At 53.6% G+C, this 12,903-nt stretch carries 13 protein-coding genes; 7 read left to right on the forward strand and 6 right to left on the reverse strand.

Going from position 1 to position 12,903, the window contains the following annotated elements; all coding sequences use genetic code 11:
- Nucleotides 1-14: 14 nt before the first annotated feature.
- From ACGHM3_RS02310 to pilG, 4 genes are all read right to left on the reverse strand, one after another.
- Nucleotides 15-2,261, reverse strand: a complete 2,247-nt coding sequence (locus ACGHM3_RS02310; RefSeq protein ID WP_345419419.1) for a methyl-accepting chemotaxis protein — start codon at nt 2,259-2,261, stop codon at nt 15-17.
- Nucleotides 2,262-2,512: 251 nt separating this feature from the next.
- Nucleotides 2,513-3,064 carry a chemotaxis protein CheW gene (locus ACGHM3_RS02315; protein ID WP_345419422.1) on the reverse strand — a complete coding sequence of 184 codons (552 nt, stop codon included), beginning with the start codon at nt 3,062-3,064 and terminating at the stop codon, nt 2,513-2,515.
- 55 nt (nt 3,065-3,119) lie between these two features.
- Nucleotides 3,120-3,482, reverse strand: coding sequence for a twitching motility response regulator PilH (gene pilH, locus ACGHM3_RS02320; protein WP_345419425.1), 363 nt, complete (start codon nt 3,480-3,482; stop codon nt 3,120-3,122).
- Nucleotides 3,483-3,888: 406 nt separating this feature from the next.
- Nucleotides 3,889-4,284 carry a twitching motility response regulator PilG gene (pilG, locus tag ACGHM3_RS02325; RefSeq protein ID WP_345419428.1) on the reverse strand — a complete coding sequence of 132 codons (396 nt, stop codon included), beginning with the start codon at nt 4,282-4,284 and terminating at the stop codon, nt 3,889-3,891.
- Nucleotides 4,285-4,569: 285 nt separating this feature from the next.
- Here pilG and gshB point away from each other — a divergent pair, with 285 nt between their 5' ends.
- The 4 genes from gshB (at nt 4,570) to ruvX (ending at nt 7,846) form a co-directional block, all read left to right on the forward strand.
- A complete protein-coding gene (gshB, locus tag ACGHM3_RS02330; protein ID WP_345419432.1) occupies nt 4,570-5,517 on the forward strand; it encodes a glutathione synthase in 948 nt (315 codons plus the stop codon).
- Between the two features lie 157 nt (nt 5,518-5,674).
- Entirely contained in the window at nt 5,675-6,547 is an 873-nt protein-coding gene (locus ACGHM3_RS02335; RefSeq protein WP_345419435.1) for an energy transducer TonB, read from the forward strand.
- Between the two features lie 142 nt (nt 6,548-6,689).
- A complete protein-coding gene (locus tag ACGHM3_RS02340) occupies nt 6,690-7,274 on the forward strand; it encodes a YqgE/AlgH family protein (RefSeq protein ID WP_345419438.1) in 585 nt (194 codons plus the stop codon).
- 122 nt (nt 7,275-7,396) lie between these two features.
- The gene (gene ruvX / locus ACGHM3_RS02345; protein WP_345419442.1) at nt 7,397-7,846 is read left to right on the forward strand and encodes a Holliday junction resolvase RuvX; all 450 of its coding nucleotides are present in this window, start codon (nt 7,397-7,399) and stop codon (nt 7,844-7,846) included.
- Here the strand turns inward: ruvX and ACGHM3_RS02350 are convergent.
- Nucleotides 7,843-8,985 (reverse strand): PilT/PilU family type 4a pilus ATPase, encoded by a 1,143-nt coding sequence (locus tag ACGHM3_RS02350; RefSeq protein WP_345419445.1) that lies wholly within the window; start codon nt 8,983-8,985, stop codon nt 7,843-7,845. The two genes, ruvX and ACGHM3_RS02350, sit on opposite strands and share 4 nt — an antisense overlap.
- A 63-nt stretch (nt 8,986-9,048) precedes the next feature.
- Nucleotides 9,049-10,083 (reverse strand): type IV pilus twitching motility protein PilT, encoded by a 1,035-nt coding sequence (locus ACGHM3_RS02355; RefSeq protein ID WP_345419448.1) that lies wholly within the window; start codon nt 10,081-10,083, stop codon nt 9,049-9,051.
- Between the two features lie 132 nt (nt 10,084-10,215).
- Between ACGHM3_RS02355 and ACGHM3_RS02360 the strand changes: the two genes are divergently transcribed.
- From ACGHM3_RS02360 to ACGHM3_RS02370, 3 genes are all read left to right on the forward strand, one after another.
- Nucleotides 10,216-10,905 (forward strand): YggS family pyridoxal phosphate-dependent enzyme, encoded by a 690-nt coding sequence (locus ACGHM3_RS02360; RefSeq protein WP_345419451.1) that lies wholly within the window; start codon nt 10,216-10,218, stop codon nt 10,903-10,905.
- 58 nt (nt 10,906-10,963) lie between these two features.
- Nucleotides 10,964-11,806, forward strand: a complete 843-nt coding sequence (gene proC, locus ACGHM3_RS02365; RefSeq protein WP_345419454.1) for a pyrroline-5-carboxylate reductase — start codon at nt 10,964-10,966, stop codon at nt 11,804-11,806.
- 170 nt (nt 11,807-11,976) lie between these two features.
- On the forward strand, nt 11,977-12,573 hold the full coding sequence (locus tag ACGHM3_RS02370) for a YggT family protein (protein WP_345419457.1): 597 nt from the start codon (nt 11,977-11,979) through the stop codon (nt 12,571-12,573).
- The last annotated feature ends 330 nt before the right edge of the window (nt 12,574-12,903 follow it).

The following is a 12,903-nucleotide window of genomic DNA, read 5'->3' on the forward strand; positions in this document are numbered from 1 at the left end:
ATGGAGCTTGGCGGTTAAGCGGTGGCTCCGGTTTTGTGATCGTTATTGTCATCGCTGTCTTCGGAGGGCGCGTTGCTGCCGTCATCGGAGATTTCGATTTCATCGTCGTTGATATCGAGCTCTTCGGTGAGGGCATCAAATTCATCGTCAGCAGCGATTTCTAGGTTGTCTGCTTCTTCGGCCATTTCTTGAGCGGTTTCGCCGTAAGGGTCGATTTCATCGATGGCCAATTCTGCGTCGATGTCGTCTCCGGGCAGCGTGAAACCGGCAACGGATTCACGCAGCTCTACTGCCAACGCGGCCAGGTTACCAATGTTACTGGCGGTGGTGTTGGTACCATCGGCAGTTTGCGAGGTGATTTCTTGGATAACGTTCATCGTGTTGGAGATGTGGCCGGCCGAGGACGCCTGCTGGCGCGCAGCGTTGGAGATGTTTTGAATCAGGTCGGCCAGCGATGTGGACACGTTTTCGATCTCTTCCAGTGCCACACCCGCATCCTGTGCTAGGCGGGCTCCTCGCACTACCTCGGACGTGGTTTGCTCCATGGAGATAACCGCTTCGTTGGTATCGTTCTGAATGGTTTTTACCAGCGCTTCAATCTGCTTGGTGGCCGCCGCGGACCTTTCTGCCAAACGCTGTACCTCATCCGCAACCACCGCGAAACCACGGCCTGCGTCACCGGCCATAGAGGCCTGAATGGCGGCGTTAAGAGCCAGAATGTTGGTTTGGTCGGCAATGTCGTTAATCAGCGATACGATGTCACCAATCTCTTGCGAGGACTCACCCAAGCGCTTAATTCGTTTGGAGGTGTCTTGAATCTGTTCGCGAATGGTGTCCATACCGTGGATGGTGTTCTGTACCACTTTGGCGCCGTTGTTAGCGATGGATACCGCTCGTTCTGCCACCGAGGCAGACTCAGAGGCGTTGGCGGATACCTGGTCGATGGTCACGGCCATCTCGTTAACCGCCGCCGAAGCACCGGCAATTTCTTGCGCTTGGTGCTCGGCAGCCTCGGCCAGTTGCAAGGCTGTTTGTTGGGTTTCCTGGGACGAGCTAGCCACGCCCACGGCGGTTTCGTTAATGCGCGATACCAAAACCCGCAGTTGGTCGATGGTGTAGTTAATGGAGTCGGCGATGGCACCGGTAAAGTCTTCGGTTACCGTTGCTGTGGTGGTGAGGTCACCGTCTGCCAGGTCGGCCAGTTCGTCCAGTAAACGCAGAATTGCGTTTTGGTTACGCTCGTTGGTTTCGGCGGTTTCCTGCAGGCGACGGCGGGTGGCGGCCAACAGTTGAATACCGATCATAATCAGCACCAGGGCAGCCAAGGCCGCAAGAATGCCAACGGTTAAAGGGTTGAAGGTGCGGTTAGCGCCAAGGCCGTCAATTTTTGCCGATAGGGTGGTTAGGCTCTCTTGTAATTCCGGTGCGTCATCCAGCAGAGCGTCGGTGGCTTGGCGGGCGGCGAACAGCGAGGGTGAGGATTCAAAAATGTCGCGTACTTGGGAGTTTACAAAATCAAACAAGGCGCTGATTTCGTTCAGGCTTTGTACCGCGTCGCGGTCGGTAATTTTGGAGATGCCCATGGGCGCATCGCCCTGTTGCATGCCGTGCAATACTTTACCGAACAAGTTGGCGTCGAGGTTAAACTGATCGGCAGCTTCGGTGGCATCGCCACCACCGCGCAGCATTTTATCGACGTTTCGACCAATACGTTCTGCCCGCCAGGATTGCATTTGCGCTACCGATATTTGCTCGCCAGGGGCGTTGTTTTCCAGCAGAATTTCAACAATGTTGGTGTGCTCGGCCTGTAGCTCTGGCAGAGATTGGTTAAGGCGGTTGGCAACGTTGTTCAAAAACAGAATGGTGTCTTCGTTGGTAACAATTACCTCGGCGTTGCCGCGTACTCGCTGCCAAACACCGGCCAGTTCGGTGAAGTCACGGCTGAGCGCGGTACCCTGGTTAGCGCCGGCCTGAGACATGGACTGCTCACTGGCAGACATGCTGTTGATCACCTGGGACAGCTCGGTGAACGCTGCTTCCTCGCCGCCGGTGGCCTCGCGGGCCAGAGAGGTTAAACGATAGGATTGGGCCCGCATATCGGCCACTACCTGAAGCAATTCTTGGTCTTTTTCGGCATTCTGGTTGATGCTGATCACGGCGAATGTGATAGCACCCAACAGAAGTACCAGCGCGAGGACCAATCCAGCCATCACAGGGTTGGATTTCAGTGACGCCAATAAATTGTTGGAGTCTGTCTTCATTTAAGCTCTCCCGAACGACATTCCGTCTGTTTTGAGTCTGTGTAACTGTTGCGAATTAAGTTGCCAGCGGCTGTTTCTTACTTGTTTTAAAACTACTGTCCTAAAACGAGTGTCTTGAAACGACATCCCTTCCGCCTCAAGGTCTGGAAATAAAAATCAAACGTTTTATTTCTCTTAAATTCAATAACTTATAGTTAGCGAATTTGGTGGCACATCCCTGTGCCGCATAAAAGGGATGGGGCAGGACGATCCTAGCCGGCCATTTGTGTGCGTGCCGCAGACATAAACTGCGGGCTTTCCATTAAGTTCACCATACTGAACACGTGCCAGATGGTGCTGTCGCTTTTGAAGTTACCGAGCAAAAACGGCTCTACATCGGCGTCCCCCAAACTGTTTTCCATTTGGTAAGCCTCCGATAAAAAGTGTTGTATGCCGAACGATTGATCAACCAACAGGCCGCAGTATAAGTCGTTGGCCTCCAGCACCAGCACGCGCTGCAGTTTTTGTGGATTGTGCAGACGATGACCTAAAAAAACTGCCAAGTCATAAAGCGGTAGCAGCCGGCCGCGGACATTGGCGACACCTCGCACCCAGCTCTTAACATTGGGTAGGCGGGTGTAATTGGGCACCTCCAGCAATTCACTGGTTTGGCCCATGGGCACGACAAAATTTTGATTGAGTAGCCGAAACCCAATGCCACTCCACTCCTGGCGAGTTTTCTCGCGGGCGGGCAGGCCGAGAGCGGAATCTCGGCTGCGATTGGCCAGGTTTACCAAGGCTTGGAAGGCAGGTGTCTGTTCCATTGTTGTCCTATTTACGACAGTCTTAATGAAGGCGCGCAGGCCAAAAAGCGCTGCATCAATTCATCACGCTGGAGATAGTGTCCATCAGCTGTTTTTCCGCAATGGGCTTGGTCAAATAGGCCTTCGCCCCCTGGCGAAGCCCCCATACCCGGTCGGTTTCCTGATCTTTCGTGGTGACGATAATCACAGGAATGTGCGAGGTTTGGTTGCCTTTGGCTAGCTGCCGGGTGGCCTGAAACCCGTTTAGGCCGGGCATAACGATATCCATCAATACAACATCGGGTAGATTTTGTTTCGCCTCGGCGACCCCGGCCTCGCCGGTTTTCGCAGTAAGTACTGAATGCCCATTTTTTTCGAGAATTTTGGTCAACTTGTGGGTTTCAGTTGGTGAATCATCGACGATGAGAACGGTTGCCATAAATTACCCTAATCGTTTATACACAATCGCTAATATTTGGAGGTTCTTAATTGACCTCTATAGTTTTAGCGCATAAATCCAAGTTTGTTTAGGTGAATTAGTGTGAATAGGCCAAATATTTCGGCCTATTGCCGCATCCTACTGCCGGTAAAGCCCAGCTGGCTTACTCGACAGGAAGTCTGCGGCGGCGGCCGCGGCGCGGGCTAATGGTACAAGTCTTTAGCATTTACTAATACCTTTTAAGCTGCCCGGTGTCGGCTGCCGACAAGCTTTGCTTGTTGTGTCTTGCTTTTATTGGTTTACAACGTGCCCTTAGAGGGGCTGGCCTGCCTAAATATTCGGCACCACCCGGCTAGATATCACAGGGTTATATAGAACTGTAGACGTCTGGGTGGTGCCGCGGTATTTAAGACGCTTGAGCGGAACCAACGTGGGTCTCAATGGCACCGAGTAACTCGCTTTTGCTAAAAGGCTTGGTTAGGTATTGATCTGAGCCAACGATGCGGCCTTTGGCTTTATCGAATAGCCCGTCTTTGCTGGACAGCATAATGACGGGGGTAGATTTGAATTCGCTGTTGTTTTTGATCAGGGCGCAGGTTTGGTAGCCGTCTAGGCGAGGCATCATGATGTCAACGAAGATGATGTCCGGGCGACTGTCGGCGATTTTAGCCAGGGCGTCGAAGCCGTCGGTGGCGGTGACAACCGTGCAGCCGGCTTTTTGCAATAAAGTTTCTGCGGTGCGACGAATGGTTTTACTGTCGTCAATCACCATGACTTTTAAACTTTCCAATTTTACTTCCATAGCGTGGCCTGATTTATGAAGTCGAACCAGATGAGATGGCTCGACACGAATTTGTGAGTGCACTAAGGCGTTAGGGCGGGTGCGCTCGGGGTAAAAGCAGCGAGACGTGGCGCACAAATATGAAGCACAGGTTTGTACCACAACCACCAGCTTTAATCTATAAACCAACATTATATGACATTTCTGGGGTATGCTTGCGGGAATGTTAAAAGATGTCCTCAAAATATGCCGTAAGTCACGAATTAACACCTGACTATTCGGCATTCACTGGCTGGAAGGCAACACATGAGTAAAAAAATTGGCGTTGTAATGGACCCTATCGAGGCCATTGCCTACAAAAAAGACACAACTTTGGCGCTTATGCTTGCGGCCAAGGAGCGTGGCTGGCAGCTTGAGTACATGCAGCAAAAAGATTTGTTTTTACGCCAGGGCAAAGCCTATGCCCTCGGCCGAGCGGTGGATGTATTTGCCGACCCCAACCACTGGTATGAGTGCGGCGAAGAGCGCGAGCTGGATCTCAGCCAGCTAGACGTCATCTTAATGCGCAAAGATCCCCCTTTTGATAACGAATACATCTACAGCACCTATATCCTAGAAGCAGCCGAGCGTGAGGGTGTGTTGGTGGTGAACAAACCGCAGTCGCTGCGCGATTGCAACGAAAAGATCTTCGCTACACAGTTTCCCCAGTGTTGCCCGCCGGTGTTAGTGAGTAAAAGTCACCGCTTGTTGCGCGCCTTCCACGCCGAACACCAAGACGTAATATTCAAACCCCTGGACGGCATGGGCGGCAGTGGCATATTCCATGTGCGAGAGGACGGCCGCAACCTGGGTGCCATTTTGGAAACCCTTACTGGGCATGAAACTCAACAAATTATGGCGCAAAAATACCTGCCGGAAATTAAACAGGGCGACAAGCGCATTTTAGTGGTGGATGGCGAGGCGGTGCCCTACGCCCTGGCGCGAATTCCTGCCGCCGGCGAAACCCGTGGCAACTTAGCTGCCGGTGGCAGTGGTCGGCCGCAACCTTTGAGCGATCGAGATTGGTGGATCGTCGAGCAGGTGGCGCCCACCTTGGTAGAAAAGGGGCTGTTATTTGTCGGCCTGGATGTGATTGGCGATTATCTCACCGAAATTAACGTCACCAGCCCCACCTGCGTGCGCGAGATCGATGCGGCCTACGATACTGCCATCGGCGAGCGTTTAATGGCGGCCATTGCCAAACGTCTGGCTTAACTCGCGCATCTTGCAAACTGCATCACAAAGTTTGTGGTGCAATGCCGCGTGCAACCTGTCCGTGGCGACTAAAATGGAACAGTGCATTACAACCGCTCCGCAGCAGCCGATGAGCCTTGCTGCAAAGAGCAAAGATACGGAATAGATTTAACCGGTTATGGCCACAACTGCCTACACAGCGCCGAGCACCGAACGGCTGAGCTTTACTCTGTTTGTCGCGGCGCTGGTCCACGCCCTGCTTATTTTTGGTGTTACCTTTAATTTAATGGTGAATAAAACCGCCAGCCCCAAGTTGGAAATTACCCTGGCCACCCATCAATCCGATGACGCCCCGGAAGAAGCGGATTTTTTGGCGCAATCCAACCAGCAGGGCAGTGGCACCGCCGAAGAACCCAAGCAAATCACCACGGAGCAGGTGGCAGAGTTTAGCTCCACTGAAATACAGGAGGTACGCGAGGCGCAGATCGCCCGCACCCAAGCCGAGCTACCCGAGCGTGAGCTGGTGGCAACCGAGGCGGAAAGCACCGTCGAGGCTGCCATAAAACCGGTGGAAGAAGAGCAAACCGAGCAAGCGGTGGAAGGTGACAGCGAGCGCACGGTGCCGGTAAGTGAGCAAATAGCCAGCCTCAAAGCCAAGTTGGATAAACAGCGCGAAGCCTACGCCAAGCGGCCGAGAATTCGCCGCCTCACCTCGGTGGCGGCCAAGGCTTCTGTCGATGCGGCCTACTTGTATCAGTGGAGCCAAAAAATTGAGTTTATCGGCAACAAGAATTTCCCCCAGCAGGCGTTGGATCAAAAGCTCAGTGGCAAATTGCGCTTGCTGGCGGTCATCGATAAAGACGGCACCTTGCTGTCTGCGGAGATTTTGCATTCCTCCGGTTACCGGGTGCTGGATGACGCCGCCGTACAAATTGTGCATATGGCGTCGCCGTTTGCGCCGTTTCCCAAGGAAATCGCCGAATCCGCCGACCGCCTAGAGATCATCAGAACGTGGAATTTCGAAATCACTGGTTTGTCCACCGGCAGCTAGTGCCTGTCAACAGCCCCCGGTTTTTGGCAGCTGATTTTGGCAGTTTAAAACAGGCGTGCGATGGGCTCACTAAATGGGGGTGTTGGCGATCAAAAAGCTGGCGCGCTCTTGTTTTATAGTGTTTTAGCCCCATAATGAAGTCATGACATACAATATCACCCAAACCGACCTCAACACGGGAAATTTGGTTAACCACTTCCTAATTTCCATGCCGGGTTTGTCGGACCCGAACTTCAGCCACTCGATTACTTACATTTGCGAGCACAGCAGTGAAGGCGCAATGGGCTTGGTAGTGAACCACGGCCTAAGCATTCACTTCGACGAAGTGCTGGAGCAAATGGGCATTGAGGATCGTGCCAGCGTGGGCAGCAAAGAGGTGCTGGCCGGGGGCCCGGTACAGGTTGGGCGTGGTTTTGTGTTGCACAGCAACGACCGCTGCTGGTCTTCCACCTTGAAAGTCACCGACGATATTTTTCTCACCGCTTCCAAGGACATAATCGAGGCTATCGCCGTCGACGACGGCCCAGAAAGCAGCTTGGTGATTCTTGGCTACGCCGGCTGGGAAGCGGGCCAGCTGGAGCGAGAAATTGCCGAAAACGCTTGGCTTACAGTACCCGCCGATAGCCGTGTGCTGTTCGGCACCGACACCGCCCAGCGCTGGCAGGCCGCCGCCGACCATATGGGCGTGGACCTAAACCTGATTTCTTCCTGCGCCGGCCATGCCTAACTCGCTTGCGGGTTAGGTTCGCCAGTTGCGTCTAACTCCACTCATCATGGCTAAGCGACCATGTCCCACGTACTTAAGTTTCATACATTCCATGCTCCAGCCGTATAAGTTTCGAACGCTCCATGTCTCAAAAACCTAGTCAGCGCCCCCAGCGCGGCACGCTATTGGCGTTCGACTACGGCTTAAAAAACATTGGTGTTGCCGTAGGCGAGGCGCAGTTTAGTAGTGCCAGTGAACACGGCATATTAAAAGCCCGAGATGGTGTGCCCAACTGGGATCAGCTGGGCGCCCTGTTGCAAGAGTGGCAGCCGGTGTTGGTGCTTGTGGGTAAGCCGCTCAATATGGACGGCAGCGACAGCGAATTGAGCCGCCGGGCAACCAAATTCAGCAACCGAATTAACGGTCGCTTTAATGTACCGGTGGAGCTTGTAGATGAGCGCCTCAGTTCCCGCGAGGCAAAGCAGGAGGCTGCTGAACGCAACCATCGTGGCAAATACGGTGACAACCCAATCGATGCCATTGCTGCGCGAATTATTTTAGAAACCTGGTACCAACTGCGCGCCGATGATTAATACAGTTTGGTTCGATCGGAGTCGTCGCTCTCTAGGCTGAGCTCATCTGCAGCGTGGCCCAGATATTCGGCGTCTGTTTCCGAAGCCAGTTTGATCATTAAGCGCAGGTCGTTGGGTGAGTCGGCGTGGGAGAGGGCATCTTCATAGGTGATTTCCCCCCGGTCGTAGAGCTCAAATAGCGCCTGGTCGAAGGTCTGCATGCCGATTTCGCTGGATTTTTTCATCAGTTCTTTTAATTCCGACACCTCACCCTTACGAATTAAATCCGACGCTAAGGGCGAATTCAGCAGCACCTCCAAACAGGCGCGGCGGCCCTTGCCGTCGGGCGTTGGAATTAATTGCTGAGCAATAATGCCGCGTAGGTTAAGCGACAAATCCATCCACAGCTGGCCGTGACGATCGGCGGGGAAGAAGTGGATGATACGGTCCAAGGCTTGGTTGGCGTTGTTTGCGTGTAAGGTACACAGGCACAGGTGGCCGGTTTCGGCGAAAGCGATGGCGTGCTCCATGGTTTCACGGGAGCGCACCTCACCAATCAAAATGACATCCGGCGCCTGGCGCAGGGTGTTTTTTAGAGCAATCTCAAAGGATTCGGTGTCCAGGCCCACCTCGCGCTGGGTAACAATGCAGCCCTGGTGCTGATGAATAAACTCGATGGGGTCCTCAATGGAAATAATATGGCCCTTGGAATTGCGATTGCGGTGGCCAATCATGGCCGCCAACGAGGTGGATTTACCGGTGCCGGTGGCGCCCACAAACATCACCAGGCCGCGTTTGGTCATGGCCAAATCTTTGATGATGTCGGGCAGGCCCAGGTCATCCACTTTAGGAATTACGGTTTCAATGCGGCGCAGTACCATGCCGGCCAAATTGCGCTGATAAAACGCCGAGCAGCGGAAGCGGCCAATCCCGCGGGCGCTAATGGCAAAGTTAAGTTCTTTCTGCTCCAAAAACTCCAACCGCTGTTTTTCGTTCATTACGCTAAGCACCAGTTCGCGGGTTTTTTCTGGCGACAGTGGCGTGGTGGTAACCGGGGTGACCTTGCCGTGCAGCTTGACCGAGGGTGGAACACCTGCGGTGATAAATAAATCCGAGGCCCCTTTATCAACCATCAGGGCCAGCAGGCGGTCAAACTCCATGGTGCATCTCCAAGTTTTTCAAATTTCGTGCGGTTATTAATCGAGGTTGTTCGCTAGCAGGGCTTAGAAAGCATCCGGCGATTTGGCTTTTTCGCGCGCCACTTCTCGTGCTACTAGGCGCTTGGCCACCAAATCCTGCAGGCACTGATCCATGGTTTGCATGCCTAGTGAGCCGCCGGTTTGGATGGCGGAGTACATCTGGGCGACCTTGTCCTCGCGGATCAGGTTTCGGATGGCCGGTGTGCCGCGCATAATCTCGTGGGCAGCCACCCGGCCGCCGCCGACTTTTTTCATCAATGTCTGAGAAATTACTGCCTGCAGTGATTCCGAAAGCATTGAACGCACCATGGCTTTTTCGTTGGCGGGGAATACATCCACTACCCGGTCAATGGTTTTTGCCGCCGAGGTGGTGTGCAAGGTGCCGAACACTAAGTGGCCGGTTTCGGCCGCGGTGAGGGCCAGACGGATGGTTTCCAAGTCTCGCATCTCACCCACCAGAATAATGTCCGGGTCTTCTCGCAGTGCCGAACGCAGTGCCTCGGAAAAGCCGTGGGTGTCACGGTGCACTTCGCGTTGGTTCACCAGGCATTTTTTCGATTCGTGTACAAATTCGATGGGGTCCTCAATGGTGAGGATATGCTCGTATTTGTTGTTGTTGATGTAGTCCACCATGGCCGCCAAGCTGGTGGATTTACCGCTACCGGTGGGGCCGGTTACCAGCACCAAGCCGCGGGGGCACATGGCGATGTCGCGAAACACTTGGCCCATGCCCAATTCTTCCATGGTTAAAACCTTGGAGGGAATCGTACGGAACACAGCGCCGGAGCCACGGTTTTGGTTAAAAGCATTGACCCGGAACCGCGCTACACCTGGCACCTCAAACGAGAAGTCGGTTTCAAGGTATTCTTCGTAATCCTTACGTTGCTTGTCGTTCATGATGTCGTAGATCAACCCGTGCACTTGCTTGTGCTCCATGGGCGGCAGGTTGATGCGGCGCACATCGCCGTCTACACGAATCATGGGCGGAAGGCCCGCCGACAGGTGGAGGTCCGAGGCGCCTTGTTTGGCACTAAAGGCGAGTAACTCCGTAATATCCATAAAAAACCTTATCGTTAGTTAACCGGCAGCACGGCGAATGGCTGGCGGCATTATTGTTTTGCAAACCAATACAAATCAAACCGGCCTAAGTGTTAAACTTTAGCACTCGTTTGGTCATCTTACCGAAACAATATGTCTAATCTTGCCGGCAATTTTGCAGTGCTTGAACAAAGAATAGAGCAGGCTTGCCAAGAGCACCATTGCGCCAGGCCGCTTTTGCTAGCGGTTTCAAAAACCCGTGTTGCAGATGAATTGCGCCAGGCCTACCAGCTGGGTTTACGTGCCTTTGGCGAAAATTATCTGCAAGAGGCGTTGGCCAAACAACACGAGCTGCACGATCTCGCCATTGAGTGGCATTTCATCGGCCCCGTACAATCCAATAAAGCGCGCGCCATCGCCGAGCACTTCGCCTGGGTGCACAGTGTGGATCGGTTCAAAGTTGCGCAAAAACTGAGCGCCGCACGGGCCGAAAGCGGCGAAGGGCAACCGCTGAATATTTGCCTGCAGGTGAATATCGACCGTGCACCCAGCAAATCCGGCGTGCTGCCCCAAGACCTCCAGCCATTGCTGGCCCAGTGCTCTGAGTTGCCCCATCTTCAGGTGCGAGGCTTGATGGCCATCCCCGATGCCATGGCCACCTTCGAGGCGCAATATCAGCCCCTGGCGGATTTAGCCGCCTGCCTGCATGGCTGTCAGCAAGCCTTTCCTCAGCTGCCCTTAGATACTTTATCCATGGGTATGTCCGGTGATTTAGAAGCCGCCGTGGCTGCGGGCAGCACGATACTGCGCATTGGCACTGACCTATTCGGTGCCCGGCACTAAACCCAAGCGCCCGATCAATTCAAAAACATTCCTAACGAATACATTAAAGAGAAGCAAAGTGACTCAAAGCCAAGCAAACAGGGATCTGAAACTTGCGTTTATCGGAGGCGGCAATATGGCATCGGCCATTATTGCTGGTTTGATAGACGGCGGTCATAAACCGACCACCATCAACGTCAGTGACCCCAGTGTTGAGCAGTTAACCCGTCTACAACAACAATTTGGTGTTCTTACCAGCACAGATAATCTGCAGGCCGTGGCCGACGCAGACGTGGTTGTGCTGGCTGTGAAACCCCAGGTATTAGCCCAGGTGGCAACCGACTTGGCTGCGGCATTGCAGCCGGAGGCCCTAGTTATTTCTATTGCCGCCGGAATCGATTGCCGTAGCTTGTCGGCCTGGCTGGGGCAGGGCACGGCCATTGTGCGCTGTATGCCCAATACTCCTGCATTAGTTAACCTTGGCGCCAGTGGCCTCTACGCCAACCCGCAAACCACAGCGGCGCAAAAAGTCCAGGCCGAGGCCATTCTAGCCGCGGTGGGAATTGTGGTGTGGCTCACCGACGAAGATCAGCTGCATGCGGTAACGGCGGTGTCTGGCAGCGGCCCGGCGTACTTTTTCCTTTTTATGGAAGCCATGATCGAAGTTGGCGTGGCACAGGGCTTAGCGCCAGATTTGGCGCGCTCGTTAACGCTGCAAACAGCGCTAGGAGCGTCTACCCTTGCCAGTAACAGCGAAGAAGGGCCGGATGTTTTACGCCAGCGGGTGACCTCGCCCAATGGCACCACGGAACAAGCCATTCTAAGCTTTGAGCGCGATGACACACGGGCGGTGGTGAAGCGCGCCATGGCCGCCTGCGCGCAGCGCTCGGTGACACTGAGTGAGGAGCTAGGCGCCAAATAGGCGCGGCTGAGACCTCACTGAGGTGCTCGTTGAGCCAGGTTTTACACCGTTGGCAAATTAAAACGTTGATATAAACACTACTTGCCACCATTTAATGGCAGAATCGTTGTTTTAATTTTCACTGCTATGCCCGCTGCTTAATTGTGGCTATTAACCATTAGGAATACTCGATGGACCCGTTAGCTCAGATCGCAACCTTGGTTATCCAAACCGTTGCCTCTATCTACCTCTTTTTTGTGGTAATCCGCTTTTTGCTGCAGCTTGCCCGTGCTGACTTCTATAATCCAATCTCCCAGGCTGTAGTCAAAGCTACCAACCCGGTTCTTATTCCACTGCGCAAAATCATCCCAGGGTTATTCGGCATCGATATGGCGGCTCTGGTGCTGGCGGTAATCGTGGGCTTTGTGGCCATCGAACTCAACGCCCTGGCCGCCGCGCAAACCATCATTAACCCGGCTCGGGCCTTGTTTTGGGCCATTATTGGCGTGCTTAAATTGGCCACCATGATCGTGTTTGTTGGTTTGATTATCACCATTATCGTCAGTTGGGTAGCGCCCTACAGCAGCCATCCGGCTCTTACTTTGCTAAATCAGCTGATGGAGCCGGTGCGTGCGCCCTTCGCTCGAATTATTCCCCCCATGGGCGGCCTTGACCTAAGTCCAATCTTTATCTTCTTAACCGTACAAGTGATTTGGATATTGTTAGATTGGGCGGCGATGAAAGTCGGTCTTGTTGGCGGATTGGCGCAATTTGTGCCCGGTTATTAACGCGAGTGCTAAGCAGGGGAGCTTGTTAGACCAAGGGCGTCCTATCTAGTGGCATTTTGGCTGCTAATATTCATTACAAATGCAGCAGGGGCGTTTTGCTTGCACCCAGTTGTGGCACTGATCGAATAAATGCTTTTTAATGTGCACCGCCACGTCTTGGTAACCTAAGTTGGTAATCTAAGATTCGCGAGCACAACAATAAGGACAATGTAAAGATTGACGTAGGCGTGGTGAACAACCCTGTTCTAGCGCCCCGCGAGCAACTGAAACGAACCTAAGGAAGACAAGCCGTTAACGCATAAGCGTATCGAGTGCCCAGCAAATAAGGCC

Source organism: Halioxenophilus aromaticivorans (assembly GCF_042850945.1).
Taxonomy (GTDB): Bacteria; Pseudomonadota; Gammaproteobacteria; order Pseudomonadales; family Cellvibrionaceae; genus Halioxenophilus; species Halioxenophilus aromaticivorans.